Origin of the sequence: Methylobacterium sp. WL103 (genome assembly GCF_008039885.1) — a bacterium.
GTDB classification, from domain to species: Bacteria; Pseudomonadota; Alphaproteobacteria; order Rhizobiales; family Beijerinckiaceae; genus Methylobacterium; species Methylobacterium cerastii.
Genome location: NZ_VRUX01000870.1, coordinates 1 through 1,348, shown reverse-complemented (window position 1 = coordinate 1,348; position 1,348 = coordinate 1). Strand labels below are relative to the sequence as shown.

General features: G+C 73.4%; 1 protein-coding gene. It reads right to left on the bottom strand.

The window, feature by feature from the left end:
- The coding region (locus tag FV222_RS26250; RefSeq protein WP_147816051.1) for a carbamoyltransferase N-terminal domain-containing protein at positions 1–1,249 on the bottom strand (1,249 nt) is incomplete at its 3' end.
- Positions 1,250–1,348 lie beyond the last annotated feature (99 nt).

Sequence of the window (1,348 nt, the reverse complement as noted above, 5' to 3'; positions counted from 1 at the left end):
TCGCCGCCTCCCGCGTCGCCGCCGCGTGGCCGACGCGTCGCGCGCTTGGCTCCCACTCCGCCAGCCGCTCCATCGGCGCGGTCGAAACGTGCGAGCCGAGGTAGGGGGTGAGCGGGCGGGTCTCGGGCGCCGGCCCGGTCCAGTCCGGGTTGTCGGCGGCGTAGGCGAGCCAAGCCGCACCGATCGCGTTGCCGTCGTCGCCCGGCGCGGACGGGACGTGAAGCCGGCAAAATTCCGAACGTTCGAGCACCCGGCCGTTGTAGGACGAGTTGAGGCCGCAGCCGCCCGCGATCACCAGGTTCTCGTGCGGGCTCAGGACCCAGGCCTCGGCGACGAGGACGTCCATCAACTCCGAAAACACGTCCTGGCCGCTCTTGGCGAGATCGGCCCAGCCGGCCTCGCCGAGGTCGGCCGGGCGGCGGCTCAGGATCGTCGCGACGACATCGCGCACGGTGGCGTCGTCGGAGAACTTCAGGCGGCCGTTCTCGGCCGAGAACAGGCGGCGGAGCTGCGCGACGAGGCCCGGATCAGTGCGGCCGTAGGGCGCGAGCCCCATGATCTTCCATTCCTCGCCCTTGAGCTGGTCGAAGCCGGCCAGGTCCGTGACGAGCCCGTAGAGGAAGCCGACCGAGCCGCGACCGCGGTGGCGCCGCACCTCGGCGATGCGGCCCGTCTCCATCCGGTAGAGCGCCGCCGCCCCGGTCTCGCCCATGCCGTCGACGATCACCGCCGTCGCGTCCGAGAACGGGCTGCCCCACAGGGCGTAGGCCGCGTGGGTAAGGTGGTGGGGGAAGCGGTCCTGCCGCACGATCCGCGCCCGCGGGTCGCCGCCGCGGCTCCGCGTCTCCTGGTCGAGCGCCAGCAGGGTGCCGTAGCCGGCACGCGCCTGGGCGATCGCCATCTCGGCGACGAAGATGCGCTCGGCGCGCTCGGGCACGAACGAGCGGTTGAGCGTCGGCGGGTGCCGGCTCAAGGCGTCGAGGGTGAAGGCGCCGCCGCGGCCCTGCCCCTCCAGGAACTCGGTGAATTGCTGCCCCCAGGTCGAGGCGACGACGAGCTCGGAGCCCTGCGGCACGAATTCGGCGAGCAGCCCGACCATGCGGGTGGCCGGGTCGGGCTCGCAGTTCGGGGCGCGCTTGTATTGCAGGAACCGCTCGGCGCCCTCGGCGAAGAGGACGGTGCCGTCGGGCCCGATCAGCGCGAGCGCAGGGTCGTGGAAGGTGGTGGCGAGGCCGAGATAATACCGCATCGCCGACCGGGTTAACGCCGCGGCGCCCACCCGGCAACCGCCGCTCAGGCGCGGGGCGCCCGCTCCAGGCGGCGGGCGAGGCGGGTCGCGCCGTAGACC